At 75.8% G+C, this 26,662-nt stretch carries 27 protein-coding genes and 1 pseudogene; 9 read left to right on the top strand and 19 right to left on the bottom strand.

What is annotated here, in order from left to right:
- Window positions 1–247 precede the first annotated feature (247 nt).
- The 4 genes and pseudogenes from BM165_RS26180 to rimP all read right to left on the bottom strand — a co-directional run.
- Window positions 248–391, bottom strand: a pseudogene (locus BM165_RS26180) (translation initiation factor IF-2 N-terminal domain-containing protein); the annotation flags it as partial.
- A 69-nt stretch (window positions 392–460) separates the two neighbouring features.
- Window positions 461–835, bottom strand: a complete 375-nt coding sequence (locus tag BM165_RS23995) for a YlxR family protein (protein WP_083427622.1) — start codon at window positions 833–835, stop codon at window positions 461–463.
- Between the two features lie 41 nt (window positions 836–876).
- The gene (nusA, locus tag BM165_RS22430; protein ID WP_075015764.1) at window positions 877–2,010 is read right to left on the bottom strand and encodes a transcription termination factor NusA; all 1,134 of its coding nucleotides are present in this window, start codon (window positions 2,008–2,010) and stop codon (window positions 877–879) included.
- Window positions 2,007–2,672 (bottom strand): ribosome maturation factor RimP, encoded by a 666-nt coding sequence (rimP, locus tag BM165_RS22425; protein ID WP_143108293.1) that lies wholly within the window; start codon window positions 2,670–2,672, stop codon window positions 2,007–2,009. The genes nusA and rimP overlap by 4 nt, the downstream gene beginning before the upstream one ends.
- 256 nt (window positions 2,673–2,928) lie before the next feature.
- Between rimP and BM165_RS22420 the strand changes: the two genes are divergently transcribed.
- Together BM165_RS22420 and BM165_RS22415 are read left to right on the top strand one after the other, a co-directional pair.
- Window positions 2,929–3,405 carry a hypothetical protein gene (locus BM165_RS22420; RefSeq protein WP_244274408.1) on the top strand — a complete coding sequence of 159 codons (477 nt, stop codon included), beginning with the start codon at window positions 2,929–2,931 and terminating at the stop codon, window positions 3,403–3,405.
- Window positions 3,406–3,417: 12 nt separating this feature from the next.
- Window positions 3,418–3,876, top strand: coding sequence for a ferritin-like domain-containing protein (locus BM165_RS22415; protein WP_075015763.1), 459 nt, complete (start codon window positions 3,418–3,420; stop codon window positions 3,874–3,876).
- Between the two features lie 10 nt (window positions 3,877–3,886).
- Here BM165_RS22415 and BM165_RS22410 read toward each other — a convergent pair whose 3' ends face one another.
- Genes BM165_RS22410 through dxr form a run of 5 tightly spaced genes read right to left on the bottom strand, consistent with a single transcriptional unit; the run spans window position 3,887 to window position 10,524 of the window.
- Window positions 3,887–5,782: a penicillin-binding transpeptidase domain-containing protein gene (locus BM165_RS22410; protein WP_075015762.1), complete on the bottom strand. Its 1,896-nt coding sequence runs from the start codon at window positions 5,780–5,782 to the stop codon at window positions 3,887–3,889.
- A 57-nt stretch (window positions 5,783–5,839) separates the two neighbouring features.
- Window positions 5,840–6,691 carry a GNAT family N-acetyltransferase gene (locus BM165_RS22405; RefSeq protein ID WP_075015761.1) on the bottom strand — a complete coding sequence of 284 codons (852 nt, stop codon included), beginning with the start codon at window positions 6,689–6,691 and terminating at the stop codon, window positions 5,840–5,842.
- Window positions 6,692–6,722: 31 nt separating this feature from the next.
- Complete coding sequence (ispG, locus tag BM165_RS22400; protein ID WP_075015760.1) at window positions 6,723–7,883, bottom strand: flavodoxin-dependent (E)-4-hydroxy-3-methylbut-2-enyl-diphosphate synthase; 1,161 nt, start codon at window positions 7,881–7,883, stop codon at window positions 6,723–6,725.
- 50 nt (window positions 7,884–7,933) lie between these two features.
- Complete coding sequence (locus BM165_RS22395; RefSeq protein ID WP_280140752.1) at window positions 7,934–9,298, bottom strand: M50 family metallopeptidase; 1,365 nt, start codon at window positions 9,296–9,298, stop codon at window positions 7,934–7,936.
- Window positions 9,299–9,321: 23 nt separating this feature from the next.
- On the bottom strand, window positions 9,322–10,524 hold the full coding sequence (gene dxr / locus BM165_RS22390; RefSeq protein WP_075015758.1) for a 1-deoxy-D-xylulose-5-phosphate reductoisomerase: 1,203 nt from the start codon (window positions 10,522–10,524) through the stop codon (window positions 9,322–9,324).
- Window positions 10,525–10,690: 166 nt separating this feature from the next.
- On the opposite strand from dxr, the gene BM165_RS22385 reads away from it, so the two are divergent.
- Genes BM165_RS22385 through BM165_RS22375 form a run of 3 tightly spaced genes read left to right on the top strand, consistent with a single transcriptional unit; the run spans window position 10,691 to window position 12,994 of the window.
- Window positions 10,691–11,635: a hypothetical protein gene (locus tag BM165_RS22385; RefSeq protein WP_075015757.1), complete on the top strand. Its 945-nt coding sequence runs from the start codon at window positions 10,691–10,693 to the stop codon at window positions 11,633–11,635.
- Between the two features lie 2 nt (window positions 11,636–11,637).
- Window positions 11,638–12,618, top strand: a complete 981-nt coding sequence (locus BM165_RS22380) for an LCP family protein (RefSeq protein ID WP_075015756.1) — start codon at window positions 11,638–11,640, stop codon at window positions 12,616–12,618.
- Between the two features lie 55 nt (window positions 12,619–12,673).
- Window positions 12,674–12,994: a DUF2631 domain-containing protein gene (locus BM165_RS22375; protein WP_244274406.1), complete on the top strand. Its 321-nt coding sequence runs from the start codon at window positions 12,674–12,676 to the stop codon at window positions 12,992–12,994.
- Window positions 12,995–13,075: 81 nt separating this feature from the next.
- Here BM165_RS22375 and BM165_RS22370 read toward each other — a convergent pair whose 3' ends face one another.
- The 3 genes from BM165_RS22370 to BM165_RS22360 all read right to left on the bottom strand — a co-directional run bounded on the left by BM165_RS22370 (window position 13,076) and on the right by BM165_RS22360 (window position 16,775).
- Window positions 13,076–13,792: a VIT1/CCC1 transporter family protein gene (locus tag BM165_RS22370; protein WP_075015755.1), complete on the bottom strand. Its 717-nt coding sequence runs from the start codon at window positions 13,790–13,792 to the stop codon at window positions 13,076–13,078.
- On the bottom strand, window positions 13,789–14,964 hold the full coding sequence (gene rlmN / locus BM165_RS22365; RefSeq protein WP_075015754.1) for a dual-specificity RNA methyltransferase RlmN: 1,176 nt from the start codon (window positions 14,962–14,964) through the stop codon (window positions 13,789–13,791). The genes BM165_RS22370 and rlmN overlap by 4 nt, the downstream gene beginning before the upstream one ends.
- Window positions 14,965–15,026: 62 nt before the next feature.
- Window positions 15,027–16,775 (bottom strand): hypothetical protein, encoded by a 1,749-nt coding sequence (locus BM165_RS22360; protein ID WP_143108292.1) that lies wholly within the window; start codon window positions 16,773–16,775, stop codon window positions 15,027–15,029.
- A 105-nt stretch (window positions 16,776–16,880) separates the two neighbouring features.
- Between BM165_RS22360 and BM165_RS22355 the strand changes: the two genes are divergently transcribed.
- The 3 genes from BM165_RS22355 to BM165_RS22345 are packed head-to-tail and all read left to right on the top strand — an operon-like array spanning window position 16,881 to window position 19,444.
- Window positions 16,881–17,516: a TrmH family RNA methyltransferase gene (locus tag BM165_RS22355; protein WP_075015752.1), complete on the top strand. Its 636-nt coding sequence runs from the start codon at window positions 16,881–16,883 to the stop codon at window positions 17,514–17,516.
- Between the two features lie 48 nt (window positions 17,517–17,564).
- Window positions 17,565–18,326: a polyphosphate kinase 2 family protein gene (locus BM165_RS22350; RefSeq protein WP_075015781.1), complete on the top strand. Its 762-nt coding sequence runs from the start codon at window positions 17,565–17,567 to the stop codon at window positions 18,324–18,326.
- Window positions 18,323–19,444 carry a GNAT family N-acetyltransferase gene (locus tag BM165_RS22345; protein WP_075015751.1) on the top strand — a complete coding sequence of 374 codons (1,122 nt, stop codon included), beginning with the start codon at window positions 18,323–18,325 and terminating at the stop codon, window positions 19,442–19,444. The genes BM165_RS22350 and BM165_RS22345 overlap by 4 nt, the downstream gene beginning before the upstream one ends.
- On the opposite strand, the gene BM165_RS22340 is transcribed toward BM165_RS22345, so the two are convergent.
- From BM165_RS22340 to rpsB, 5 genes are all read right to left on the bottom strand, one after another.
- Window positions 19,405–20,502 carry a phosphatidate cytidylyltransferase gene (locus tag BM165_RS22340; RefSeq protein ID WP_083427619.1) on the bottom strand — a complete coding sequence of 366 codons (1,098 nt, stop codon included), beginning with the start codon at window positions 20,500–20,502 and terminating at the stop codon, window positions 19,405–19,407. The genes BM165_RS22345 and BM165_RS22340 overlap by 40 nt on opposite strands.
- A 33-nt stretch (window positions 20,503–20,535) precedes the next feature.
- Window positions 20,536–21,093 (bottom strand): ribosome recycling factor, encoded by a 558-nt coding sequence (gene frr, locus BM165_RS22335; RefSeq protein ID WP_075015750.1) that lies wholly within the window; start codon window positions 21,091–21,093, stop codon window positions 20,536–20,538.
- A gap of 70 nt (window positions 21,094–21,163) precedes the next feature.
- Window positions 21,164–21,940 carry a UMP kinase gene (gene pyrH / locus BM165_RS22330; protein WP_075015749.1) on the bottom strand — a complete coding sequence of 259 codons (777 nt, stop codon included), beginning with the start codon at window positions 21,938–21,940 and terminating at the stop codon, window positions 21,164–21,166.
- A gap of 129 nt (window positions 21,941–22,069) precedes the next feature.
- Window positions 22,070–22,885, bottom strand: a complete 816-nt coding sequence (gene tsf / locus BM165_RS22325) for a translation elongation factor Ts (protein ID WP_075015748.1) — start codon at window positions 22,883–22,885, stop codon at window positions 22,070–22,072.
- An 88-nt stretch (window positions 22,886–22,973) separates the two neighbouring features.
- Window positions 22,974–23,906 (bottom strand): 30S ribosomal protein S2, encoded by a 933-nt coding sequence (rpsB, locus tag BM165_RS22320; RefSeq protein ID WP_075015747.1) that lies wholly within the window; start codon window positions 23,904–23,906, stop codon window positions 22,974–22,976.
- Between the two features lie 300 nt (window positions 23,907–24,206).
- Here rpsB and BM165_RS22315 point away from each other — a divergent pair, with 300 nt between their 5' ends.
- Complete coding sequence (locus tag BM165_RS22315) at window positions 24,207–24,722, top strand: M23 family metallopeptidase (RefSeq protein ID WP_244274404.1); 516 nt, start codon at window positions 24,207–24,209, stop codon at window positions 24,720–24,722.
- 70 nt (window positions 24,723–24,792) lie between these two features.
- Here the strand turns inward: BM165_RS22315 and whiG are convergent, their stop codons facing one another.
- Window positions 24,793–25,605 (bottom strand): RNA polymerase sigma factor WhiG, encoded by an 813-nt coding sequence (gene whiG / locus BM165_RS22310; protein WP_244274402.1) that lies wholly within the window; start codon window positions 25,603–25,605, stop codon window positions 24,793–24,795.
- Between the two features lie 80 nt (window positions 25,606–25,685).
- Window positions 25,686–26,621: a tyrosine recombinase XerC gene (locus BM165_RS22305; RefSeq protein WP_075015746.1), complete on the bottom strand. Its 936-nt coding sequence runs from the start codon at window positions 26,619–26,621 to the stop codon at window positions 25,686–25,688.
- Window positions 26,622–26,662: the final 41 nt, after the last annotated feature.

Raw genomic sequence — 26,662 nt, 5'->3', positions numbered from 1 at the left:
GGGGCGCGGCCGGACGCGGACCGGGGGCCGGCATCCCCGGACGCGGCGCACCCGGGCGCGGACCCGGGGTGACACCGGCCGACGGCGCGGGGGTGGACGGGGAGCCGGGGCCCTGCGGCGCGGCGGGTGCCTGAGGGGCACGCGCGGCGGGCGAGGGCGCGGCGGGGCGCGGCGCGGACGGGCGGGGGCCGGCGGCGGAGCCGCCGTTGCCGTTCCCGTTACCGCCGGACGCTGCGCCGAGGGCCTCCCGCAGCCGCCGGGCCACGGGGGCCTCGACGGTGGAGGAGGCGGACTTCACGAACTCGCCCTGCTCCTTGAGCTTGGCGAGCACGGTCTTGCTGTCGACCCCGAACTCCTTGGCGAGTTCGTGGACGCGGGCTTTGCCTGGCACGGATCTCCTCTGGTGAGGCCGGCGGCTCGCCCGCGCGACCTCGTCGTCAGTGGTGCATGGTCTGGCTTGTCATCGTGGGGACTTCACGGCTTGCTCATCCGACGACGTCCTGCTCTCGACGTGCGGACCGGCCGGGTGCCGGTCCGTCTGGGGTGCGGTCTGTCGTTCGTCCGTCCTCGCCCGTCCCGGGTCGCGGTCCCCCGGCGCGGAGGCACCGAGGACGTGGGCCCGGAGCGGACCGGCCTCCACCGCGGCGCCGCCTCCGGGGAGGCGCAGCGCCCGGGGGAAGGCCCGGCGTCGCTCCGCTGCGTGCAGGCACTCCGGGGTGGGGTGCAGGGACGCCCCCCGTCCGGGGAGCCTCCGTCGCGGATCGGGGACGAGGGCCCCGGCCCGGAGGACGACACGCAACAGGTCGGTGACCGGAGCGCGCTTCCGGCAGCCCACACAGGTGCGCACCGGGATCGACGTTTCGGCCACCTGTCACTCTAGCGCGCGGCGGGCCCCCGGTGTTCCGGGCGCCGTGGACCGGAGCGCGGAGCCCCTCCACCGGGGGACGGGCGGCCCCCGGGCGCACCGGCGCGCACCGGCGGCGGGCCCGAGCGCAGCGGCGGCCGGCCCACACCCGGGGAGGGCGCGGAGTCGTCGGCCTGGGCGTCGCTGCGGATGTCGATGCGGCAGCCGGTGAGGCGGGCGGCCAGGCGGGCGTTCTGCCCCTCCTTGCCGATGGCCAGCGAGAGTTGGTAGTCCGGGACGACCACCCGCACGGCCTTCGCCTTCGGGTCGACCAGGGTCGAGGAGTTCACCCGGGCGGGGCTGAGCGCCGAGGCCACGAACGTCGCCGGGTCGTCGGACCAGTCGACGATGTCGATCTTCTCGCCGTGCAGCTCGCTCATGACGTTGCGCACCCGCTGCCCCATCGGGCCGATGCAGGCCCCCTTGGCGTTGAGGCCGGGGACGGAGGTGCGGACGGCGATCTTCGAGCGGTGCCCGGCCTCCCGGGCCACCGCGACGATCTCGACGCTGCCGTCGGCGATCTCGGGGACCTCGAGGGCGAACAGCTTGCGGACCAGGTTCGGGTGGGTGCGCGAGACGGTCACCTGCGGGCCGCGGTAGGTGCGGGCCACCGACACGACGTAGGCGCGCAGCCGGCTGCCGTGGGGGTAGCGCTCGCCGGGCACCTGCTCGGCGGCCGGGAGCACCGCCTCGACCTTGCCGATGTCGACCAGCACCGAGCCCTGGGCGTTGCGGCGGGCGTCGGCCTGGACGACGCCGCTGACGATGTCGCCCTCCTTGCCCGCGTACTCGCCGAAGGTCTGCTCGTGCTCGGCGTCGCGCAGCCGCTGCACGATCACCTGCTTGGCGGTGCTGGCGGCGATCCGGCCGAAGTCGGAGGGGGTGTCGTCCCACTCGCGCACGACCTCGCCGTCGGCGCCCATCTCCTGGGCGAGGACCGCGACCTCGCCGCTCTTGCGGTCCACGTGGACCCGGACGTGCTTGGCGGCGCCGTCGGCGTGCCGGTAGGCGGTCACCAGCGCCGTCTCGATCGCCTCGATGACCGTGTCGGCGGGGATGCCCTTCTCCCGCTCGACCGCCTTGAGGGCGGTCACGTCGATGTTCACTGTGCTCCTCCGTCGTCGCCCTCGTCGTCCGCCAGGTCGTCGGCCAGGTCGTCGTCCGGGTCGATCTCGTCGTCCGTGTCGTCGGTGTCGTCGTGCGTGTCGTCGTCGGTGTCGTGCACGTCGTCGCCAGGGGTGTCGCTGCGGTCCGGGCGGGCGAACTCGACCTGCACCCGGCCGGGACCCAGCTGGTCCCACGGCACCTGCCGCGGGGTGGGCGGCTTGCGCCGCGCACCCGGCTTGCCGGGCTTCTCGACGGCGAGGGTCACGCCCGCGTCGTCGACGGCGGTGACGCGGCCGGTCACCTGCTCGGTCGCCCCGGCCGGGCCGACGGTCACCGCGACGAGCCGGCCGGTGTTGCGCCGCCAGTGCCGCGGCTCGGTCAGCGGCCGGTCGACGCCGGGGCTGGTCACCTCGAGGACGTAGGGGGCGCGGCCGAGGTCGCCGTCGTTCTGGTCGAGCACCGCCGACACCGCCCGGCTGACCTCGGCGACGTCGTCGAGGGACACGCCCTCGTCCCGGTCGACGACGACCCGGACGACGCTGCGGCGGCCGGCGGGGGTGACCACCAGCTCCTCCAGGTCGTACCCCGCGCCGGTGACGACGGGCTCGATCCAGCCGGCCAGCCGCGTCGTGGCCTCGTCCTGCTGTCGCGTGGCGGACACGGGCTCCCTCCCCTCCTGCACCGGTCGGAGCTCGTGCTCGGCGGACCGCACTCCCGGGACGGCGCCGGCGGCGCACCCACACACGGGGCGCCTGTCGGCGGCGTACCCGGGGAAGTGGCCAGGCTACCGCTCCCCCCGGGACGCGGTCCCGGCCGCTCGGCGGTCGCGGGAGCGGGACGGCGGCGGGACGGCGTCGGGACGGCGCCCCGCCCGTCGCTGCCCGCGGTGCGGCCGGGCGCCTGGGAGGATGACGGCGATGTCCACGTCCTCCCCCGCCGGGTTCTCCCGGCGACGGCTGCTGGCCGGTGCCACCGGGCTGGCGCTGCTGGCGGCCGGGTGCACCTCCGGTGGGCAGGACGACGCGGCCGCGGAGACGGCGGCGCAGGACGACCGGGTGGCCGGGCAGGTGCCCGTGCAGGAGTCCGTGGTGGCCGCCTACGACGCGGCGGCGGTCGCCGACCCGGCCCTCGGCGGCCGGGTGGCGCCCCTCGCCGAGCAGGCCCGGTCGCAGCTGGAGCGGCTGCGCGAGGCGGTGCCGGACGCGACCTCGTCCGCGTCCTCCCCCGCGGCCGCGCCACCGCCCGGCGCGGACGTGCTGGGCTGGCTGCGCGGGCAGGTGGCCGCCGCGGCGACCTCGCACGCGACCGCCTGCGTCGACGCGGCCGGGGCACGGGCGGCGCTGCTGGGGTCGGTGGCGGCCGGGCTGCGCGGCCACGAGGCGGCGCTGGCGTGAGGGAGGACCGACGTGGCCGATGAGAGGTCCGCCGCCGGCCGGGAGGACGACGCCCTGCGGGCGACGCTGGCCGCCGAGCACGCGGCCGTGTGGGGGTACGGCGTCGTCGGTGCGGCGCTGCCCCCGGAGGGGCGGGCGCCGGCCGGGGCGGGCGAGCAGGCCCACCGCGACGCCCGCGACCGGCTGGCCGCCCTGCTCGACGAGCGCGACGCCGACCCGGTGCCGGCGGAGGCCGGCTACACGCTGCCGTTCCCGGTCCTGTCGGCGGTCGACGCGGCGGCGCTGGCCGTCGTGCTCGAGGAGGGCGTGTCGGCGAGCTGGGCCGCGCTGCTCGACGCCGCCGGGCGGTCGGCGGTCCGCCTGCTGGCCGTCGACGCCCTGGGCGCCGCGGAGGTCCGTGCCGTCGCCTGGCGCGTCGCGGCCGGCCGGTCGCCGGTGACCGTGGCGCTCCCCGGCCTCGCCGGGACCTAGCGCCGGATGCCTAGCCGACGGCGCCGAGGAAGGCGTCCGTGACGGCGACGGCGGTGCTGCTGGAGCCCCCGCCCTCGACGAGCACCGCGAAGGCGACGTCGCCCTGCGGTCCGCCGAGCCGGTAGCCCATGAACCAGCCGTGCGCGTCCGGCGGGGTGTTGGTGCCGAACTCCGCGGTGCCGGTCTTGCCGTGGACCTCGCCGCGGTCGGCCAGCTCGGTCGCGGTCCCACCGAGGACGACCTGGCGCATCATCGGGCGCAGCCGGTCGAGCACCTCCTGGCCCGGGCCGGCCGGTGCCGCTCCGGCCGGGTCGGCGCCCACGACCTCGACGGGGGCGGCCGGGGTGCCGGAGGCGATGCCGGCGGCCACCAGCGCCATCGCCGCCGGGCTCATGAGCACCTGGCCCTGGCCGATTGCGTTCGCGGCCTTGGTGGTGCCGGTGGAGTCGGCGGGGACGCTTCCGGAGAAGACGCCGACGGGCAGCTGCCAGTCGCTGCCGACGCCGTAGGAGGCGGCCGCGGCGGCCAGTGCGTCGTCGGGCAGCTGCAGGCCGGCCTGGATGAAGGTCGTGTTGCACGACTGGGCGAGGGCCTCGGTGAAGGGCACCGTGCCGAGGTCGAACCGGTCCTGGTTCTCGAACTCCCGGCCCTCGACGACCGTGGTGGCCGGGCAGGCGACGGGGGTGTCCGGGGTGAGCCCGCCCGCCGACAGGAGTGCCGTCGCCGTGATCGCCTTCATGCTCGAGCCGGGCGGGTACTGCCCGGTCAGTGCGTTGCCGGCCGCGGCCGCCTCGTTCGAGGCGACGGCCAGGATCTCGCCGGTACCGGGCCGGACCGCGACGAGGTGGGTGGGCAGCGGCTGGGTGGCGACGGCGCCGTCGGCGGCGACCTGCAGCGCGGGGACGATCGGCGTCCGGACCGGCCGGCCCGGGACCGGCTCGACGGCGGCCACCTCGCGGCCGCTGTCGCCCGTCGACTCGTCGGTGCTGACCACCGAGACGGTGAAGCCGGGGGTGCCGGTGAGCTGCTCCTGGAAGGCCCGCTGCAGGCCGGACAGGCCCAGCTGGTCACCGGCGGCGTAGGCCGCCACCCCGTCCACGGTGGTCTCCTCGATCACCTCGGCGGTGGCGTCGCCGACCCGGCCGAGGAGGGCGGAGGCGAAGCGCGGGGAGGGCGCGAGCAGGCGGGTGTCGGTGGGGAACACCGCGCCCGGGAGGTCGTAGACCTGGGCGCGGATGGCCTCGAACTGGGGACGGCGCAGGGTGATGACCGGCACGAACTGGCCCGGCGGGGCGGCCTGGACGTCGGCGGTGATGTCCTCGGCCGGGATGCCGGTGGCCGCCGACAGCGCGGCCGCGAGGGCCGGCAGGTCGGTGACCTGGCCGGGGTCGACGCCGACGTTCACGACCTCGGTGGGGGCGAAGACCGGGGCGCCGGTGGCGTCGGTGATCGCCGCGCGCTCGGGCAGCGCCCGGGTCAGCTGCAGGCGCTGCCCCTCCCCCAGCTCGGGGTGCACGAGGGTGGGTCGGGCGACGACCTCCCACGCCTCCTCCGCCTCGCGCAGCTCCAGCCTGGCGTCGTAGGTCCAGTCGGGGGCGGCCGCGAGGTCCCAGGTGGCGGTCCAGCCGACGGTGGCGGTGGCGTCCTCGACCGTCACGTCGCCCAGCTCGGCGGCCAGCGTCGCCCCGGGCAGGTCGCCGGCGGTCTGCTCGAGCAGCGCGCCGGCGGCGTCGGGGTCGGTCGTGCCCGCCGCGGCGGCCCCGGTGTCGCCGCCCGTCCAGTCGTCGAGGAAGGCCTGCGCGGCGGCGCGGACGTCGTCCTCGGACCCGCCCGAGCAGGCCGCCAGCACCGGTGCGCCGAGGAGGGTGAGGACCGCGCCGAGGACGGCCGTGCGTCGTGCTGCCACGTCTACCCACCCTGTCAGACACCGGGGACGATCCGCGGGAGGCGGCGTCGTGGCGGTCTAGAACAGGACGCTGGCGTAGCAGCCGACCTCGCGGAACCCGACGCGGCGGTACACCGCGCGGGCCGGTGCGTTGAAGTCGTTGACGTAGAGGCTCACGACGGGGGCGATCGAGGTCCGGGCGTACTCGACGACGGCGGCCATGCCGGCCGCGCCGATGCCCCGGCCGCGCCACTCCGGTGCGGTCCACACGCCCTGCACCTGGCAGGCCGCCCGGGACACCGCCCCGATCTCGGCCTTGAACAGCACCCGGCCGTCCTCGATCCACGCCAGGGACTGGCCGGCGCGCACCAGGTCCTCGACCCGGGCCCGGTAGCCGGCCCCGCCGTCGACCCGCAGCGGGCTGACGCCGACCTCCTCGGTGAACATCGCCACCGCCGCCGGCAGCAGGACGTCGACCTCGGCCGGCCGCACCGGCCGCACCCGCGGCTCGGACGCGACCGCGGGCGGGCCCTCGATGGCCAGGAGCGGCTGGCGCGGGCGGTGGTCGCGCGCCGGCCCCCACGACGGCGCCAGCAGCTCCCACAGCGGGTCGACGGCGGCGGCCGGGCCGACGATCGTCGAGCAGCGCCGGCCGGCCCGCCGCGCCCGCTCGGCGAAGGCGGTCGCCGCGGCCCGCTCGGCGCCGGGGACGGCGAAGGGGATCAGGTTGGCCCCGGCCAGGCACACCGCGTCGAGGCTGCGCCCGCTGCCGATGCCCCACAGCGGCGCGCCGAGGGACGCCGGGCCGGTGCCGGCGACCTCCACCCGGCCGGCGAGCACGCAGGCGGCGACGGGGTCGGCGGACAGCAGCCGGCGGACGGCCGGCTCGTCGCCCTCGTCGAGGACGCGGGCGGTCGGCGAACGGAGCACGGGCGGACCCGGGAGGCGGAGGTGCGCGGGATCAGGCGACGGTGACCACGGGCGGCCCAGAGGGGACGCCGTCGTCGAGCTGCTCACCGGCGATCCTCATGGCCTCCTCGATGAGGGTCTCGACGATCTGCGACTCGGGCACGGTCTTGACGACCTCGCCCTTGACGAAGATCTGGCCCTTGCCGTTGCCCGACGCGACGCCGAGGTCGGCCTCGCGGGCCTCGCCGGGGCCGTTGACGACGCACCCCATGACGGCCACCCGCAGCGGGACCTCCATGCCCTCGAGCCCCGCGGTGACCTCGTTCGCGAGCTTGTAGACGTCGACCTGGGCGCGCCCGCACGAGGGGCAGCTCACGATCTCCAGGCCGCGCTGGCGGAGGTTGAGCGACTCGAGGATCTGGTTGCCGACCTTCACCTCCTCGGCCGGCGGGGCCGAGAGGGAGACGCGGATGGTGTCGCCGATGCCCTGGCTCAGCAGCGCGCCGAAGGCGACGGCGGACTTGATGGTGCCCTGGAACGCGGGGCCGGCCTCGGTGACGCCGAGGTGCAGCGGGTAGTCGCACTGCGCGGCGAGCAGCTCGTAGGCGCGGACCATGACCACCGGGTCGTTGTGCTTGACCGAGATCTTGATGTCGCGGAAGTCGTGCTCCTCGAACAGCGAGCACTCCCACAGCGCCGACTCGACCAGCGCCTCGGGGGTGGCCTTGCCGTACTTGGCCAGCAGGCGCTTGTCGAGCGAGCCGGCGTTCACGCCGATGCGGATCGGGATGCCGGCGCCCTTGGCCGCCCTGGCGATCTCGCCGACCTTGTCGTCGAACTTCTTGATGTTGCCGGGGTTGACCCGCACCGCGGCGCAGCCGGCGTCGATCGCGGCGAACACGTAGCGCGGCTGGAAGTGGATGTCGGCGATGACCGGGATCTGCGACTTCCGCGCGATGACCGGCAGCGCCTCGGCGTCGTCGGTGTCGGGGACGGCCACGCGCACGATCTGACAGCCGGAGGCGGTGAGCTCGGCGATCTGCTGCAGCGTCGCGTTGATGTCGGCGGTCTTGGTCGTCGTCATCGACTGGACGCTGACCGGGTGGTCGCTGCCGACGCCGACGTCGCCGACCATCAGCTGGCGGGTCGTGCGACGGGGGGCGAGGACGGGCGGGGGCAGCGCAGGCATGCCGAGACCGACGGGGGTGGCCATGACACCCAGTATCTCCCGTTCCGGCCGACGGCTGCCGGGAGCGCGGGGAGCTACTGCCGGAGTGTGATCGGGTTGACGACGTCGGCGATCAACAGCAGCCCGGACAGGGCGATGAAGAGCCCCGCGACGACGTAGGCGACCGGCATCAGCCGGGCGATGTCGAACGGGCCGGGGTCGGGCCGCCCCCGCCAGCGGGCGACCACCGACCGGGCCTTCTCGTACAGCGCGCCGGCCACGTGCCCGCCGTCGAGCGGGTAGATCGGCAGCAGGTTGAACAGGAACAGCACCAGGTTGACGCTGGCCAGCAGGCTGAGGAAGAAGCTCAGCTTCTGGGCGCCGCTGATGTCCTGGAACGCGAACACCTCGCCGGAGATGCGGCCCACCCCGACGACGCCGATCGGGCCGTCGGCGTCGCGCTCCTCGCCCAGGAACGCGGCCCGGAACAGCTGCGGGACCCGCTCGGGGATCTCGATGAGACGCTGCACCGACTGGGACACGACCATGCCGAAGTAGCCGGGGAGGTCGGCCGCCGACTGGCGGGCGAAGCCGGGCACCGGCCCGACGCCGACGTAGCCGGCCGTCATGGTGCCCTCGCCGTCGTCGGTGGGCACGACGTTCTCGATGGGCGTGACGGTGACGTCCCGGCGCTCGCCGTCGCGCTCCACGGTGAGCGCGAGCGGCTGCCCGGCCGAGCCGCGGATGGCCTGCTGGACCGCCGTCCAGCTGTCGTATGCCGTGGGGTCCAGCGGCTGCCCGTCGACGGCCACGATCGTGTCGCCCGGTCGCAGGCCGGCCTGCGCGGCGGGGCTGGGCGCCGGCCGGGCACAGTCAGCGGCACCCTCCTCGCACAGCTCCCCGGCGTCGGCGCCGGTGGTGACGATCGGGATGTCGCAGACGTCGCCGTCCTGCTCCTCGGCCACGGCGATGCTCTCCGCGCCCGCGGGCACCACGCAGGCGGGGACGCTGCGGAGCTGGGTGGTGATGACGCCGGTGCCGATGGCCGTCAGCGTGACGGCGAAGAACAGCACCGCCAGGACCAGGTTGTGGAACGGCCCGGCGAACATGACGACGACGCGCTGCCACCAGGGCTTGGCGTAGAAGACCCGGCCGGCGTCGCTGGGCAGGACGTCGTCGAGGGCCTGCCCGCGCACCTCGGCGATGAAGGTGCGCATGCGGGTGGCGCGCTTGCTCTCCCCCTCCTCGGCCGGCGGGATCATGCCGACGATGCGGATGTAGCCGCCGAGCGGGATGGCCTTGACGCCGTACTCGGTCTCGCCGCGGCGCCGGGAGAACACCGTCGGGCCGAACCCGACCATGAACTGCGGCACGCGCATGCCGAACTTCCGGGCCCAGTAGAAGTGGCCGTACTCGTGGAAGGCGATCGAGGCGAGCAGCCCGACGAAGAACGCGACGATCCCGAGGACCGTCAGGACGATGCTCAGCTCGGGCCTCCGGCGAGGGCGGCGCGGGCGTGCTGCCGGGCCCAGCGCTCAGCGGCCAGCACGTCGTCCACGCAGGTGGGGGCGCCGAGGTCCGGCGCGTCGTCGAGGGTACGCGCGACCAGACCCACGACGTCCGGGAAACGCAGGCGCCCGGCGAGGAAGGCCGCGACCGCCTCCTCGTTGGCGGCGTTGAACACCGCCGGGACGACGCCGCCGGCCTCCCCCGCGGCGCGTGCGAGGGCGACGGCGGGGAAGGCGTCGTCGTCGAGGGGGGCGAACTCCCAGGTGCTCGCCGTCGACCAGTCCAGGGCCGGCTGCACGGACGGGAGCCGGTCGGGCCAGGCCAGCGCCAGCGCGATCGGCAGCCGCATGTCCGGGGGGCTGGCCTGGGCGATGGTGGCGCCGTCGGTGAAGGTCACCATCGAGTGCACGATCGACTGCGGGTGGACGACGACGTCGATGTCGGCGTAGGGGACCCCGAAGAGCAGGTGCGCCTCGATGAGCTCGAGGCCCTTGTTGACCAGGGTCGCGGAGTTGACCGTCACGACCGGGCCCATCGCCCAGGTGGGGTGGGCCAGCGCCTGCTCGACGGTGACGTCGGCGAGGTCGGCGGCGTCGCGGCCGCGGAAGGGCCCGCCGCTGGCGGTGAGCACCAACCGGGCCACCTCGCTCCTGCGCCCGCCGCGCAGGCACTGCGCCAGCGCCGAGTGCTCGGAGTCGACCGGCACCAGCTGGCCGGGGCCGGCGGCGGCGGTGACCAGGTCGCCACCGGCGACCAGCGACTCCTTGTTCGCGAGGGCGACGACGTTGCCGGCCCGCAGCGCCGACAGCGTGGGGCCGAGGCCGATCGAGCCGCTGATGCCGTTGAGGACGACGTCGGCGGGGCGCGCGGCGAGCTCCTCGGCCGCACGCGGGCCGGCGAGGATCTCCGGCAGCGCGTACTCGCCCTTCGCCCACCCCCGCTGCGAGGCGGCCGCGTAGAAGGCCAGCTGCAGGTCCTGGGCGGCGGTCGCCCGCGCCACCGCCACGGTGCGCACGCCCAGTGCCAGCGCCTGCTCGGCCAGCCGGGCGACGTCACCCCCGCCGGCGGCCAGGGCGGTGATCCGCAGCCGGTCGGGGTTCTGCTCGGCGACCGCGATCGCCTGCCGGCCGATCGAGCCGGTCGAGCCCAGCACGGTGACCTCGCGCTGCTCACTCATGCACTGATCCTGCCAAGCGCCGTCCAGGTGGCGCTCCCACGGGCCCCACCCGACCCACCCGCCGCACCCGACCCGAGTTGATCATTCCGGTACAGCCACGCACGGAACCGCCGATGTAGCGGGTGACGGCCCGGGGCACCCGGGCCACCGAAGCCCCGGAGGGCCCATGTCCCGCGTGTCCCCGTTCCGCCTCTGCGCCGCCGCAGGGCTCGCCGTCGGCACCGCCGCCGTCGGCCTGGCGATGGCCCCGGCCGCGCTGGCCGCCGAGCCGCTGCCGGAGCTCGAGGGCCCCGACACCGCTGTGATCGGCGAGCCGTTCCAGCTGACCGGCACCGGCTGCGACGCCACGGTCGACGGCAAGCCGGCCGCCGTCTACGTCGACTACTACACCGCCGCCGGCTGGGACGACCCGGACGGCCTGCCGGTGTTCAGCCTCGCCGGGGCCCCTGCGGACGGCGCCTGGACGGCGCTGGCCGAGTTCACACCGGCCGCGGAGCCCGGCGACTACGTCGCGGTGGCGACCTGCGAGCCGTACTCCGGCTCCGAGGCCCCGCTGGCCTACCCCGACTTCACCTTCTCCCTCGAGGCGGCACCGACCACGCCGCCCGTCGCGCCGCCCGACGCACCGGCCCCGGGCCCGGGCGTGCTGACCACGGGTGACATCCGCGGCGTCGCGGCCAACACCCCGGGGGTGGCCAGCCCCGACACCGGCGCCGCGACCGGCGACCGGTCCGTGGCCGGCCAGAAGGTCGTCAAGATCCTCACCGGCTTCCAGCCGTACGAGGTCGTCACGGTGACCCTGCACTCGACGCCGACCCGCCTGGGCACCTTCACCGCCGACGCCTCGGGCACCGTCCGGATCGAGTTCACCGTCCCCGCGGGGACGCCGGTCGGTGACCACACGCTGGTCTACGAGGGCGACCAGGGCACCTACTTCCAGGAGTCCTTCACCGTGGCGGCCGCCGCGTCGGCCACCGGCACCGACGGCGACCTCGCCTACACCGGCGCCAGCGTCGCCCTGCCGCTGGGCCTGGGCGCCGGAGCGCTCGCGCTGGGCGGTGGCCTGGTGTTCCTCACCCGTCGCCGGGCCGCCGGGGCCGTCCAGGGCTGAGCGTGACCGCACCGCACGACACCGACGCCGGCCAGGGCTCCCCTGGCCGGCGTCGGCCGTCTCCGCACCGGCGCCGCCCCCGGGCCCGGTTCGTCCTCGCCGTCCTGGCCCTCCTCCTCGTCGCCGGGGCCGCCGACGCCGGGGCGCTCGCCGCCCGGATCGACGAGGTCCCGGTCGAGCTGGCCGCCGACGACTCCGACGGCCGCACCTGGGTCCTCGTCGGCCTGGACTCCCGCGAGGAGCTCCCGGCCGGTGCCGACCGGCGGCACTTCGGCCCCGTGTCGTCCTTCCCCGGGGCCCGGGCCGACGTCGTCCTGGTGGTGCACCAGACCGACGCGGGCACGACCGTGCTGTCGGTCCCGCGCGACCTGGTGACGCGGGTCGACCGGCGTCCGGGACGGCTGGCCCTCACCTGGCGCGAGGGGCCGCAGGCCACCGTGGGCGCCCTCTGCCGGCTGGGCATCCCCGCCGACCACCTCGTCACCGTGGACCTGGCCGGCTTCGCCGCCGTGGTCGACGCCGCCGGCGGGCTGGAGGTCGACGTCCCCGAGCCCGTCCGGGACCGGCGGGCCGGCCTGCTGCTCGAGGACGCCGGACGCCGGCGCGTGGACGGCGTCACCGCGCTGGCCCTCGTCCGCTCGCGGCACCCCGAGCACCTCGTGGACGGCGAGTGGGTGCGCGCGCCGGTCGACCCCGACGGCCGGGCCGGCGCCGCCGGCACCGTCCTGTCGAGCCTCGTCGAGCAGGTGCAGGGGTCGCTGACGCGGCCGTGGCGGCTGCAGGCGGTGGCCTGGGCCGCCTCGGGCGCCCTCGCCGTGGACCCCGGGACCTCGGTCGCGGACCTGGCCGGGCTCGCCCGCGCCGACGTCGGCACGGTCCGCCTCCTCCCGGCGGCCGACCCGGTGGGCGGCACGCTCCCGCGCATGCCCACGGCCGGGACCGCCGCCGCCCTCGCCGCCGCGGGACTCACCTGCGACCGGTGACGACCCGCCGCACCTCGCGCGGTGCCGGGCGGTCCCGGCTGGCAGGATGGGGGGCGTGAGCGAGCAGCACGGCCCCGGGGTCCGCCAGCACAACCCGCTGACCACGCGCGTCAACCAGCCCAACCGCGAAGAGGCCGTCGTCCGCGCCGGAGCGCACCCGATCGAGGACGAGCGCCCCGAGGACTGGGGCTGGCACGGGCGGGCCGGCAAGTGGGGCCAGATCACCGGCTGGATCATGGTCCTGGCGATCCTGTCCTACCTGTGGGGCAACCACGAGGCCCGGATGGAGGACATCTGGCTGGTCGCCATCGCCGGTGGCATGGCGGGGATGCTGATCTGGGACATCCGCCGCAAGCGCACCGCCTGGCGCCCGTAGTCGGAGGAGCCCCTGTCCCCCACCGCTCGCGAGCTCGCGGCGGTGCCCCACAGGGGGCCGTTCCAGGACCTCGCGTGCCGCTCAGGCCGCGGTGACGCCGATCGCCGCACCGATGGCGTAGGTCGCGCCGGCCGCCAGCGCACCGAACACCAGCTGCCGCAGCCCCGCGTACCACCAGGGCCGCGGCGTGAAGCGCGAGGACAGCGCGCCGGCCGCGACCAGGCCGACCCCGCCGCACAGCAGCGCCACCCACAGCAGCGACACCCCGAACAGGTAGGGCAGCAGCGGCAGCGCGGCGCCCAGCGAGAACGTCAGGAACGACGAGACCGCCGCCGTCCGCGGTGAGGGCTTGTCCGCCGGGTTCAGGCCCAGCTCGGCCACCACGTGCAGCCGCAGCGCGATGTCGGGGTCGCGGTGCAGCTGGACGGCGACCTGCTGGGCGAGGTCGGCGTCGACGCCGCGGACGCGCAGCATCGTGACCAGCTCGGCGAGCTCCCCGCCGGGGTTGCGCTCGAGCTCGCGGCGCTCCTTCTCCACCTCGAGGTCGAGCTGCTCGTTCTGCGTCTTGACCGAGGTGTACTCACCCAGCGCCATGGAGATCGCGCCCGCGACCAGGCCGGCGACCCCGGTCAGCACGATCGCGCGCGGCGCCGCGCCCCCGCCGCCGACGCCGGCGACCAGCGCGGTGTTGGTGACCAGCCCGTCCATCGCGCCGAAGACCGCGGCCCGCAGCCACCCGCCGGAGACGTCGGCGTGGCTGTGCTCGTGCGCCTCGGCGGCGGGGGCGTCCGTGGTCACCCGTCGGCCTCGGCGCCCAACTCCACCGGCGGCTCGAGGGACGGCGCGGGGACGGCCACGGTGGGCACGCCCTCGACCCGGTCGGCGGCGGCGAGCTGGCCGCAGGCGCCGTCGATGTCCTGGCCGCGGGTGTCGCGGACCGTCGTCGGCACCCCGGCGGCGCGCAGCCGTGCCACGAACTCGCGCTGCGCCGGGAGCGGGCTGGCGTCCCAGGGGCTGCCCGGCGTGGGGTTGAGCGGGATGAGGTTGACGTGCGCCCGCTTCCCGGCGAGCAGCCGGCCGAGCAGGTCGGCGCGCTCGGGCTGGTCGTTGACGTCGCGGATCAGCGCGTACTCGACCGAGTAGCGGCGGCCCGTGCGGGCGGCGTAGGCGTCGGCGGCCTCGACGACCTCGCCCACCTTCCACCGCGTGTTGATCGGCACGAGGGTGTCGCGCAGCTCGTCGTCGGGCGCGTGCAGGCTGACGGCGAGGGTGACCGCCAGGCCCTCCTCGGTGAGCTTCCGGATCGCCGGCACCAGCCCCACCGTGGACACCGTCACCGAGCGCTGGGACAGGCCCAGACCCCACGGCGCCGGGGCCAGCAGGGCGCGCAGCGTCTGGCGCACCCGCGGGTAGTTGGCCAGCGGCTCCCCCATGCCCATGAACACGACGTTGGACAGCCGGCCCGGCCCGCCGGGCACCTCGCCGTCGGCCATGGCGGCCGCCGCGGCGACCGCCTGACCGATGATCTCGGCGGCCGAGAGGTTGCGGGTGAGGCCGTTCTGGCCGGTGGCGCAGAACGGGCAGGCCATGCCACAGCCGGCCTGGCTGGAGATGCAGACGGTGGCGCGGTCGGGGTAGCGCATCAGCACGCTCTCGACCAGCGCGCCGTCGTGCAGCCGCCACAGCGTCTTGCGGGTCCGGCCGCCGTCGGCGCTCAGCGTGCGCACGGGCGTGAGCAGGTCCGGGAGCAGCGCCTCGGCGAGGGTCTCGCGGACGGCGGCGGGCACGTCGGTCATCCGCGCGGTGTCGGTGACCCCGCGGAACCAGTGGCGGGCCAGCTGGTCGGCGCGGAAGGCCGGCTGCCCGAGCTCGACCACGGCGGCGCGCGCCTCCTCGCGGCTGAGGTCGGCGAGGTGGCGCGGCGGCTTGCCCCGGCGCGGGGCGTCGAAGACGAGGGGCAGGGCAGTCATGGCCGTTCCATCGTCCCACCCGGCAGCACCCCGTGGCGCCCGCCGGGGGTGAGGTCGCTCGCTCAGGGCGTCGGCGCGCCGCCGTCCGCTGCGCCGGGGTCCCCGGTGCCGCCGGCGTCGCCCGCCGTCGGGTCCGGGGGCTCCGCGGTGTCCGGGGACTCCACCGGGCTGCTGGGCTCGGCGGGGACGGTGGGCTCGGCCGGGTCGGTGGTCGGTCCGGTCGGCGCCGGAGGCGGGACCGGGGCCGGGCTCGGGCTCGGGACCGTCGGCCGGGGCGGGGTCCGGGTCGGCGTCCGGGTCGGCACGGGGGTCAGGGTCGGCCCCGTCACGGGCGCGGTCGCCGTCGGGCCGGGGCGCGTCGTGGTGGGGCGCGTCGTGGTGGGGCGCGCCGGGGTCGGGCGCGCTGTGGTGGGGCGCGCCGCGGTCGGGCGCGCCGGGGTGCGGGTCGGGGCGGCGACCGGCGGACGGACTCCCCGGGAAGGCGCCGCGGACGGTGCCGGGGTCGGTGCCGGGTCGGTCGCCGTGGCGCGCGCTCGGGTCCCCGGGACGCGGACCGGAGCCCGGGCCGCGTCCGCACCGGACCCCGCGGCGGACTCCGCGGCGGACTCCGGCGCGGGGGTGGACGGCACCGGTGCACCGGTCGTCGGCGCGGCGGTGACGGCGTCGGCGATCCCGGAGGGCCGGGGCGCCGGGACGGTCCGCGTCGGGGCGGCGGTCGGACCCGGCGACGTCTGGACCGCGGCCGTCGGCTCCGGCGCCGACGAGGACCGCTCCACCACCGCCGCGCCCGCGACGCCGCCGACCGCGAACAGCCCGACCAGCACGGCGGTCCGCAGGCGGCGGCGCCGGGGGCGGACCCGGGGCCCGACGACGACCCTCGGCACCGCGGCCACCCCGACGTCCGGGAGGTCGGGGCCGGCGGGCACCTCGGGCACCGCGTACCAGGAGTCGCGGGGAGAGCCGTACACGGGCAGGACGTCGTCGGCCAGCACGTCGTCCGTGGCGACGTCGTCGAGCGGTGCAGCCGTGACGGCGTCCTCGGGCACGCCCTCGTGAGGCACTCCCTCGTCGGGCACGCTCTCGTGAGGCACGCCCTCGTCGGGCACCTCCTCGTCGGGGACGGTCTCGACGTCCACCGTCTCGACGTCCACCGTCTCGACGTGCACGGTCTCGGCGGGCGGCACGCCGTCCGGATCGACGTCGGCCACGACGTCCGCGGGCACGACGTCCGCGGGCACGACGTCCGCGGGCACGACGTCCGCGGGCACGACGTCCGCGGGCACGACGTCCGCGGGCACGACGTCCGCGGCCACGACGTCCGCGGGCACGACGTCCGCGGCCACGACGTCCGCGGCCACGACGTCCGCGGCCACGACGTCCTCGGCCACGACGTCCTCGGGTGCGACGTCCTCGGGTGCGACGTCCTCGGGTGCGACGTCCTCGGGTGCGACGTCCTCGGGTGCGACGTCCTCGGGTGCGACGTCCTCGGGTGCGACGTCCTCGGGTGCGACGTCCTCGGGTGCGACGTCCTCGGGTGCGACGTCCTCGGGTGCGACGTCCTCGGGTGCGACGTCCTCGGGTGCGGCCGTCCCGGCCGGGGGCTCGGCGGGGACGCCACCCTCGGGGTCGTCCCCGGGAGCCGGGCCGTTCCGGTCGGGACCGGCCGTGCCGAGGTCGGCCGGGAGCTCCACCGGTGCGGTGAGCCACTCGGGCAGCCAGTCCTGCCACTCCTCGACCGACGGCTCCTCGACCGACGCGCCCTCGACCCACGCGCCCTCGACCGGCACCTCGCCGTCCTGTCGTGCCGTCATCCCACCTCGCAGTCACGGTTGGTCACATGTCCCTCACCCGTTGTCGCCATCGTGCCCGACGGACCGCGCCGGGTGCCGGAGGCGCGACCGGCTAGCGTCGACGGGGTGAGCCAGGCGGAGGAGGCGCCCGTCCCGCTCGACGGCGTGGGAGTCGGCCCCTGGGAGGGCCCGTGGCCCCAGGACCCCCGCTACGACCCCGAGCTGCTGGCCACCGGTGACCGGCGCAACGTGGTCGACCGGTACCGCTACTGGACGGTCGAGGCGATCGTCGCCGACCTCGACCCGCGCCGGCACGCCTTCCACGTCGCCATCGAGAACTGGCGGCACGACCTCAACATCGGGACGGTGGTGCGCACCGCCAACGCCTTCCTCGCCGCCGAGGTCCACGTGGTCGGCCGCAAGCGCTGGAACCGGCGCGGGGCGATGGTCACCGACCGGTACCTGCACGTCCGCCACCACCCCGACGCCGCGGCACTGGGCTCGTGGGCCGGCGACGCCGGGCTCCCGGTGCTCGCCGTCGACAACCTGCCCGGCGCGCGGCCCCTGGAGACCGCGGAGCTGCCGCGCGCGTGCGTGCTGCTGTTCGGCCAGGAGGGCACGGGCCTGTCGGCAGAGGCGCGGGCGCTGGCCGACGACGTGCTGTCGATCGCCCAGTTCGGCTCGACCCGCTCGATCAACGCCGGCGTCGCGGCGGGCATCGCCATGCACGCCTGGGTCCGGCAGCACGCGCCGCTCCCCTGAGGACCGCACCAGGTGCCGACCACGCCCCGGTGCGCCAGGCTCAGCGAGGTGAGCCGACTTGACGACGTCGACCTGTCCGCACACCTGTCCAAGAAGGACGCCAAGGAACAGCTCGCCGCGGCCCAGAAGCGCCTGGTGCACCTGCGACTGTTCCTCGGCGGCCAGCTCGGCGGGCCGATCGGGCCACCGGTGTGCGTGCTGTTCGAGGGGTGGGACGCCTCCGGCAAGGGCGGGGCGATCAAGCGGCTGGTCGACGAGCTCGACCCGCGGCACGTCCGCGTGGCCCAGTTCGCCGCCCCCACGCCCACGGAGAAGCGGCACCACTTCCTGTGGCGGTTCTGGCCGGTGCTGCCCGGCTGGGGCGGGATGGCCGTGCTCGACCGCACCTGGTACGGCCGCGTGCTGGTGGAGCGGGTCGAGGGCTTCGCGTCGGCGCAGGCGTGGCAGCGGGCCTACGGCGAGATCGTCGACCTCGAGACGACGCTGGCCGCCGAGGGCACGATCCTCGTGAAGTTCTGGATGCACGTCTCGCCCGAGGAACAGCTGAGCCGCTTCGAGTCGCGTGCCCAGGACCGCTACCGCGCCTGGAAGCTCACCGACGAGGACTGGCGCAACCGCGAGAAGCGGCCCGCCTACGAGGCCGCCGTCGAGGAGATGCTCACGCGCACCGACCACGAGGGCGGGCGGTGGACGATCGTGCCGGCCGACGACAAGCGGACCGCGCGGGTCACCGTCGTCCGGACCGTGTGCGAGGCGATCGAGGCGGCCCTGGCCGCCCGCGGGATCGACCCCGACGCCCCGGCGGCGTGACCGTCCTGGTCCACCTCGGTACACCGGCCGCCTGGCGCGCCGCGCTCGACGACGGCGCGTTGCGACCGGAGGGGCCGTTCGTGCACCTGTCGTGGCCGGAGCAGGTCCACCTGCCGGCGCAGCGGCTGTTCCCCGGGCGGCGCGACCTTGTGCTCCTCGTCGTCGACCCGGCGCGGCTGCCCGGCCCGGTGGTCGAGGAGCCCGGCGTACCCGGCGACCCGGACGGCATGCGCTTCCCGCACCTGTACGGCCCGCTGCCGGTGTCCGCGGTGGTCGCCGTCGTCCCGTACCGGCCGCCGGTCACACCGGTGCTCCCCTCCCCCGGCGACACCCCGGGCCGGGCGCTGACCCTGTCGCTGTCGGTGCGGGTCCGGCGCGCGGCGCAGGTGCTCGACGTGCCCGGCGGGGTGGCGGTCCTCGACCCGCGGTTCCCGCACAGCCGGGACCACAACCGGCTGCTGCTGGACGGGCCGGTCGACGCCGCGACGGTCGAGCGGGCCGCCGTCGACGTGGGCCTGCCGCACCCGGTCGCGACGCTGAGCGGGCCCGGCGCGGACGACGTCGCCCGGGGGCTGGCCCGGCGCGGCTGGGAGGCCGAGGAGCTGCTGGGGATGACCCGCGCCGCCGCGCCCGGGCTGCCCGGGGCCGAGCGGGCCGAGGTGGTCGACCAGCGCGCGGTGCACCCTCTGTGGGAGACGTCGTGGCGCCGTGACCTGGCCGGGCTCCCCGACCTCGACGCCGTCGTCGCCCAGCTCGTCGGCCGCGAGCAGTACACCGACCGGGTCGTCGCGGTGCACGACGTCGCGGTGCACGAAGAGGGCCGGGTGGTGGCCGCGGGCCAGCTGCGGGTGGACGGCGCGACCGCCGCGGTCGAGTCGGTGATGACCGAGCCGGCCGCGCGCGGACGGGGACACGGGGACGCCGTGCTGGCGCGGTGCCTGGAGCTGGCCGCGGCGGCCGGCTGCGACCTGGTCGTGCTCGAGGCGTTCGCCGCGGACTGGCCGCGGCACTGGTACGCACGGCGAGGCTTCACCGTCGCGGGGTCGACCTGGGAGGTGACCGCACCGACGGGGCCGCCTCAGACGGGCGGAGGGGTCACCCAGGACAGCAGCAGGTAGGCCACCGCGGCCGAGGGCAGCAGGCTGTCGAGGCGGTCCATGATCCCGCCGTGGCCCGGCAGCAGGGTGCCCATGTCCTTGATGCCCAGGTCCCGCTTGATCAGCGACTCGCCGAGGTCGCCCACCGTCGCGGTGACCGCGAGCGCGGCGCCGAGCAGCACCCCGCCCCACCACGGACCCCCGAGGCCCAGGGTGACGATCGGGGTGGCGACCGCGATGCAGGCCACGATCGACCCGGCCATGCCCTCCCACGACTTCTTCGGGCTGACCGACGGCGCCATCGGGTGCCGGCCGAACAGCACGCCCGCGGTGTAGCCCCCGACGTCGTTGCCGACGACGGTGGCGATGAAGGCCAGCACGCGCACGGCGCCGTCGTCGGGCACGAGCAGCAGCACGCAGAACCCGGCGAGCAGCGGGACGTAGAGGGCGACGAAGACGCCGGTCGTGGCGTCACGCAGGTAGCCCTCGGGCCCGTCGCCCAGGCGCCAGAACAGGACGGCGACGACGGTGAGGAGGAAGGCGACCACCAGCCCGTCGGCACCGCGGAGCCAGGCCAGCGCCAGCATGGCGACCGTGCCGACGAGCAGCGGCGCGAGCGGTGCGCGCGCGCCGCCGGCCTCCAGCGCGCGGACCAGCTCGACGACGCCGATCAGGATCGCCACCCCGAGGACCAGCAGGAACGCCGGCGGGTAGACCAGCAGCGACGCGAGGATCACCGCGCCCAGGGCGAGCCCGACGCCGATGGCCGCGACGAGGTTGCGGCCGGCGCGGCTGCTCTTCGGTGGGACGAGGTCCGGCTCGGGGTCCGATCCGGGCACCGGCCCGGCGTCCAGGACACCGTCCGGCCCGAAGCCGGGCAGCGCGGCGGCCCCCGTGGGGACGGGGATCTCCCGCGTGCCCGGCGTCTCCGGCGGGCTCCCGGCGATCGGGCCGGTGGCGGGGGCGCGCGCAGGCGCGACCGGTGGTGGCGCCGGGACGCGCCGGACGAGCGGGATCGGCCCGGTGTCGGCCGCGTCGCCGGCCGGACCGGCCCCCGGTGCGTCGGGACGGGAGGTCATCGGAGGGAGGCGGAGGGAGGCGGGGGCAGCGGCTCAGACCTCGAGCAGCTCACCCTCCTTGTTCTTCACGGCGTCGTCGATGCTCGACACGTGCTGGGCGGTGAGGTCGTCGAGCTCCTTCTCCGCGCGGCGCACGTCGTCCTCGCCGGCCTCGCCGTCCTTCGCGATGCGGTCGAGCTCCTCCTTGGCGCGGCGGCGCACGTTGCGGATGGCGACCTTGGCGTCCTCGCCCTTGCTGCGCGCCACCTTCACCAGGTCGCGGCGGCGCTCCTCGGTCAGCTGCGGGAAGACGACGCGGATGATCTGCCCGTCGTTGGTGGGGTTGACGCCCAGGTCGCTGTCGCGGATGGCCTTCTCGATGGCCGACAGCTGACTGTTGTCGTAGGGCTTGATGACCGCCATCCGCGCCTCGGGCACGGTGATCGACGACATCTGCGGCACCGGGGTCGGCGCGCCGTAGTAGTCGACGAGGATCTTGTTGAACATCGACGGCGCGGCGCGGCCCGTCCGCACCGAGCCGAGGTCCTCCCGAGCGACCGACAGGGCCTTGTCCATCCGCTCCTCGGCGTCGAGCAGGGTGTCGTCGATCACGGGTCTCTCCTCCTGCGGCGGGTCGGTGCCCGCCGTCCTCTGCGGTGCGGCGTGCGCGGGCGGCGCCCGCTCAGCTGATCAGCGTCCCGATCCTCTCACCCGCGACCGCCGCGGCGATGTTGCCGTCGCGGAGCAGGTTGAACACCACGATCGGCATCCGGTTGTCCATGCAGAGGCTGATCGCGGTCGCGTCGGCGACCTTGAGCTGGTCGGCGAGGACCTGGGCGTAGTCGAGGTCGGTGTACATCGTCGCCGACGGGGTGGTGCGCGGGTCGGCGTCGTACACGCCGTCGACGCCGTTCTTGGCCATGAGCAGCACCTGGCAGCCGATCTCCAGGGCCCGCTGGGCGGCGACGGTGTCGGTGGAGAAGTACGGCATGCCGGCGCCGGCGCCGAAGATGACCAGCCGGCCCTTCTCCATGTGCCGGACCGCCTTGCGGGGGATGTAGGGCTCGGCGACCTGACCCATCTCGATCGCGGTCTGCACCCGCGTCTGCAGGCCGACCTGCTCGCAGAACGCCTGCAGGGCCAGGGCGTTCATGACCGTGCCGAGCATGCCCATGTAGTCGGCGTGCCGGCGGTCCATCCCGGCCTCGGCGAGCTCCGCGCCGCGGAAGAAGTTGCCCCCGCCGACGACGACGGCGACCTGCGTGCCGCCGCGGACGACGGCGGCCAGCTGCCCGGCGATGCTCTGCACGATGCCGGAGTCGACGCCGACGTTGCCGCCGCCGAACGCCTCACCGGACAGCTTGAGGAGGACGCGCTTGTACCCCGCACCGTCGGCGGGCTGGAAGGCGGTCGGGGCGGAGGTCGGGGTGTAGGTGCTCGGCGCGGCGGTGTCGGTCAACTGCTCATCCCTCGCTCGGCGGCATTCCCCTGATCCTGCCTCATCGCCGTGAGGGTGCCAGCCGGGCCCGGGGACGCCACCGGCCCCGTCCCGGGATCGGGACGGGGCCGGTGGCCACGTGCGGGACGGCTACGCCTGGCCGACCTCGAAGCGGGCGAACCGCTGCACGGTCAGGCCGGCCTCGTCGATGATCTGCTTCACCGTGCGCTTGGGCTCGGTGATCGACGGCTGCTCGAGCAGGACGAAGTCCTTGTAGTAGGCGTTGACCCGGCCCTCGACGATCTTGACGATCGCCTGCTCGGGCTTGCCCTCCTCCTTGGCGGTCTGCTCGGCCACGCGGCGCTCGGTCTCGACCGCCTCGGCCGGGACCTCCTCGCGCGAGAGGTAGCGCGGGCGGGCGGCGGCGATGTGCATCGCCAGCGAGCGCGCGGCCTCCTCGTCGCCACCCTGGTACTGCACCGCGACGCCGATGGCCGGCGGCAGGTCGGTGGCCCGCTTGTGCAGGTAGACCGCGGTCGGGCCCTCGAACGTGGCGAAGCGGGAGAGGACGAGCTTCTCGCCGATGCGGGCGGACTCGGACTCGATGAGCTGGGCGACGGTCTGGCCGTCGACCTCGGTGGCCATGAGCGCGTCGAGGCTCTGCGGCGACTGCTCGAGCACGATCTCGATGAGGCGCTCGGCGAGGGCGACGAAGTCGGCGTTCTTGGCGACGAAGTCGGTCTCGCAGTCGAGCTCGAGCAGCGCGCCGTGCTTGCTGACGACGATGCCGTTGGTCGTGGAGCGCTCGAGGCGCTTGCCGACGTCCTTGGCACCCTTGATGCGCAGCAGCTCGATGGCCTTGTCGTACTCGCCGTCGGCCTCGGTCAGGGCCTTCTTGGCGTCCATCATGCCGGCGCCGGTGGCGTCGCGGAGGCGCTTGACGTCGGCAGCGGTGAAGGCGGGCATGTCACTTCCTCACGGGTCTGGATGGGTGGTGCGGACGTGCCGCGGCGCCGCCGCCCGCCCGGGAGGGGCGGACGGCGGCGCCGTCGGGTCAGCCGTTCTGGGCGCCCTGGGTTCCGGTGGCGGTGTCGCCGGTGGCGGGCACGCCCTCGACCGGCGCGATCTCCTCGGCGGTCACGGCAGGCGGGGCGACCGGGGTCTCGGGCAGCGGGGCGGCACCGTCGGCCTGGTCGTCGGCACCGCCGGTCAGCAGCTCGCGCTCCCAGTCCGGCAGCGGCTCGGCCTCGCCGATGGCCGGCTCGGCGCCGTCCTCGCGGCCGGCGTTGGCCTGGGCGGCCGAGCGGGCCATGAGGCCTTCCGCGACGGCGTCGGCGACGACGCGGGTCAGCACGGCGATGCTGCGGATCGCGTCGTCGTTGCCCGGGATCTTGTAGTCGACCTCGTCGGGGTCGCAGTTGGTGTCGAGGATCGCGACGACCGGGATGCCCAGCTTGCGGGCCTCGCCGACGGCGATGTGCTCCTTCTTGGTGTCGATGATCCAGATGGCGCTGGGGACCTTCGACATGTCTCGGATGCCGCCGAGGCTGCGCTCGAGCTTGGCCTTCTCGCGACTGAGGACCAGCTGCTCCTTCTTGGACAGGCTGACCAGCACGCCGGTCTGCTCCATGTCCTCGAGCTCCTTGAGCCGCTGGAGCCTCTTGTGCACCGTCTGGAAGTTGGTGAGCATGCCGCCCAGCCAGCGCTGGTTGACGTAGGGCATGCCCACGCGCTGCGCCTGCTCCGCCACGACCTCCTGTGCCTGGCGCTTGGTCCCGACGAACATGATCGAGCCGCCGTGCGAGACCGTCTGCTTGACGAACTCGTAGGCGTTGTCGATGTACCCGAGCGTCTGCTGCAGGTCGATGATGTAGATGCCGTTGCGCTCGGTGAAGATGAAGCGCTTCATCTTCGGGTTCCAGCGACGGGTCTGGTGCCCGAAGTGGACGCCGCTGTCGAGCAGCTGCTTCATGCTGACGACTGCCATGGAGGCGCAGCCTCTCGTGCTCACGCGCGGCCGCCGGGCGGCCACGCTCCTCGGTTGACGCGGGCGCCGGGTGACGGCCCGCCCTGGCGTCCTGCGGCGCCACCGACCCGGAGGACCGGGACCGAGGTGGGCTGCCCCCGCCGTCGAGGCGGGGAGAGGACGCGCGGAGTCGACCCGTGCAGACGGGTCGCACCCGACAGCATACGCGGCGTGCCCCGGGCTCCTCCCCCGCCGTCGGGTCCGTCCACAGGTCCGGGCGCCGGACCCCTGACCGGCCCGCGGTCGGCGAGCCTCGGGCACGTGGCCGCACGCCTGCTCCTCGCCTTCCTGGTCGCGACCGCGGCCGCCCTGGCACCCGTGCCGGCGGGTGCCGGTCCGGCGCCACCGGCCCCGACCCCGACGCCGGCCTGGGGGTCCCCGCTCGGCGACCCGCCCGTGGTGACCCGGCCCTTCGCTCCCCCGCCCTCGCCGTACGGCCCGGGGCACCGCGGTGCCGACCTCGGCGGGGCGCCGGGCGCCGTGGTCCGCGCAGCCGGGGACGGCATCGTCGTCTTCGCGGGGATGGTGGCCGGGCGGCCGGTGGTCAGCGTCGACCACGCCGGCGGGCTGCGGACCACCTACGAGCCGGTCGCACCCGCCGTCGCGGCCGGACAGGAGGTCCGGCGCGGCGACGCCCTCGGGACGCTGGCCGCCGGCCACGAGGGCTGCCCCGCCGCGGCGTGCCTGCACTGGGGACTGCGCCGCGGCGAGACCTACCTCGACCCGCTGTCGCTGCTGCGCCCGCCCCGGGTGCGCCTGCTGCCGCTCAGCCCCTGACCGGTCGGGCGATGCCGGCTCAGGCGATGCCGGCTCTCGGGCGATCTCGGCTCTCAGGCGATGTCGGCTCTCAGGCGATGTCGGCGAGCTTGGTGCGCAGGTGCAGGACCGCCTTGGTGTGCAGCTGGCAGATCCGGCTCTCGGTGACGCCGAGGACGCGGCCGATGTCGGCCAGGGTCAGGCCCTCGAAGTAGTAGAGGCTGACGACGACCTTCTCCCGCTCGGGCAGCTGCTCGACGGCGCGGGCCAGCAGCTGCCGGGCCTCACCGTGCTCGGCGACGGCCTGCGGATCGAGGGCGTTGGCGTCCTGCAGCGTGTCGACCAGGCGGGGTGCGCCGCCGTCGTCGTCGGTGAGCAGCTCGTCGAGCGCGACGACGTTGACCAGGGACAGCTGGCCGAGGAACTTGCGCACCTCCTCGACGTCCATCTCCATGGCCGCCGCGACCTCCTCGTCGGTGGGGCTGCGCCGCAGCGTGCTCTCCAGCGCCGCGACGGTGCGCTCGAACTGGCGGGCACGCATGCGGACCGACCGCGGGATCCAGTCGGTGCTGCGGAGCTCGTCGATGATCGCGCCGCGGATGCGGGCCATCGCGTAGCTCTCGAACTTGACCTCGCGCGAGGGCTCGTAGCGGGTGATGGCGTCGATGAGCCCGAAGGTCCCGTAGGAGACCAGGTCGGCCTGCTCGACGTGCGCGGGCAGGCCGCTGCCGACGCGGCCGGCGACGTACTTGACCAGCGGCGCGTAGTGCAGGATCAGCCGGTCGCGCAGCGCCGGCGCGCGGTCGGCGACGTACTGCGCCCACAGGTCGCCGAGGGTGGCGTCGGCGTCCTCGTCGGAACCGCCGCCGATCCGGTGGATGGTCGCCTCGGGCAACGTCAGCACTCCCCGCTTCGTGGTGGGCTCGGGTCCCCGCGGTGGTGCGGAGGCACGCTGGACTGGGTGGAGTCGGTCACGGACGCCGGTCAGGCCCTCGGGTGCGCCTGGGCGTGCACTGCTCGAAGCCGTTCGACCGTCACGTGCGTGTAGATCTGCGTCGTGGCGAGGCTAGCGTGGCCGAGCAGCTCCTGGACCGAGCGCAGGTCGGCGCCGCCCTCGAGGACGTGCGTGGCCGCGGAGTGCCGCAACCCGTGTGGCCCGACGTCCGGGGCACCGGGGGTGCGGGCGACGGCGGCGTGCACCGTCCGGCGGGCCTCGCGGGGGTCCAGGCGGCGCCCGCGCAGCCCCAGCAGCAGGGCAGGGCCGGAGTCGGCGGTGACCAGCGCGGCGCGCCCGCGGACCAGCCAGGCGTCCAGCGCGCGCTCGGCCGGGGCGCCGTAGGGCACGCTGCGCTCCTTGCGCCCCTTGCCCAGGACGCGCAGCAGCCGCCGGCCGCGGTCGACGTCGTCGACGTCGAGGCCGACGAGCTCGCTCACCCGGATCCCGCTGGCGTACAGCAGCTCGAGGACGACGGCGTCGCGCAGGCCCACCGGGTCCTCGGCGCCACCGGTGGACTCGACGACCGCCCGCGCCTGGTCGGGCGCGAGCACGTCGGGCAGCGTGCGGTGGGCCTTCGGGCTCACCAGGCGCTGGCCGGCGTCCTCGGGCGCGAGGCCGGAGCGGCGCAGCCACGCGGTGAACGACCGGGCGGCGGCCGCACGGCGGGCGGTGGTCGCCCGGCCGGCACCCCGGGTCCGCCCCTGCGCCAGCCAGCTGCGCAGCACGGCCAGGTCGAGCTCGTCGACGCGGGAGCCGCCGCGCCGCGCGAGGTGGTCCAGCAGCCAGGCGACGTCGGTGACGTACCCGCGGACGGTGTGCGCCGACAGCTCCCGCTCGCCGGTGAGGAACGCCTCGTAGCCCTCCAGCGCGGCCGCGAGCGCCGGGGGCAGCGCGGCGCGCGCGTCGGCGGTGCGGGCGGTCACGGTGCGACCGTCCGACGGCGTCGTTCCCCGGTCAAGGCGCC

This window comes from Geodermatophilus obscurus (assembly GCF_900115395.1).
GTDB lineage: Bacteria > Actinomycetota > Actinomycetes > Mycobacteriales > Geodermatophilaceae > Geodermatophilus > Geodermatophilus obscurus_B.
The sequence above is the reverse complement of the archived record's forward strand: the minus strand, read 5'-3'. Positions and strand labels throughout refer to the sequence as shown.

What these genes read in the sequence shown, in the direction of transcription:
- BM165_RS22420 (WP_244274408.1), top strand. Translation starts at nt 2,929, where the DNA reads ATGTCCACGTCCTCCCCCGCCGGGTTCTCCCGGCGACGGCTGCTGGCC.
- ispG (WP_075015760.1), bottom strand. Translation starts at nt 7,883, where the DNA reads ATGGCCACCCCCGTCGGTCTCGGCATGCCTGCGCTGCCCCCGCCCGTC.
- dxr (WP_075015758.1), bottom strand. Translation starts at nt 10,524, where the DNA reads ATGAGTGAGCAGCGCGAGGTCACCGTGCTGGGCTCGACCGGCTCGATC.
- BM165_RS22385 (WP_075015757.1), top strand. Translation starts at nt 10,691, where the DNA reads ATGTCCCGCGTGTCCCCGTTCCGCCTCTGCGCCGCCGCAGGGCTCGCC.
- rlmN (WP_075015754.1), bottom strand. Translation starts at nt 14,964, where the DNA reads ATGACTGCCCTGCCCCTCGTCTTCGACGCCCCGCGCCGGGGCAAGCCG.
- BM165_RS22360 (WP_143108292.1), bottom strand. Translation starts at nt 16,775, where the DNA reads ATGACGGCACGACAGGACGGCGAGGTGCCGGTCGAGGGCGCGTGGGTC.
- BM165_RS22340 (WP_083427619.1), bottom strand. Translation starts at nt 20,502, where the DNA reads ATGACCTCCCGTCCCGACGCACCGGGGGCCGGTCCGGCCGGCGACGCG.
- tsf (WP_075015748.1), bottom strand. Translation starts at nt 22,885, where the DNA reads ATGCCCGCCTTCACCGCTGCCGACGTCAAGCGCCTCCGCGACGCCACC.
- rpsB (WP_075015747.1), bottom strand. Translation starts at nt 23,906, where the DNA reads ATGGCAGTCGTCAGCATGAAGCAGCTGCTCGACAGCGGCGTCCACTTC.